Origin of the sequence: Rhizobium ecuadorense (assembly GCF_001187535.1) — a bacterium.
GTDB classification, from domain to species: Bacteria; Pseudomonadota; Alphaproteobacteria; order Rhizobiales; family Rhizobiaceae; genus Rhizobium; species Rhizobium ecuadorense.
The window spans coordinates 1-256 of record NZ_LFIO01000263.1; the positions used below are offsets into that span (position 1 = coordinate 1).

The window sequence follows — 256 nt, forward strand, 5'->3', positions numbered from 1 at the left end:
CAAACTCCGCCCAGCTGGGGTAGGGGGTGAAGTGTCGTTCCCACTCGACATGGAGGAGGGGTTGTTTGAAAAGATCGCGCGCCGTATGTGCGCGATCCTGCATCAGCGCCGGCGAGCAGGCCGGAACGACCCAATCGCGGAACAGTTCGGTATAATGTTCGTGCTGGAGGACGTCCGATCCGTAGCTGACGCGGAAATCGACATCGTCGAAACCGATCCGGGGCTCCTTGTCGCATCCGATAATCCTCACTGGAAC

The 256-nt window shown here is 59.4% G+C and carries 1 pseudogene; it reads right to left on the reverse strand.

The features are described 5' to 3' along the window. A pseudogene (locus tag AF337_RS45075) lies at positions 1-256 on the reverse strand (LysR family transcriptional regulator); the annotation flags it as partial.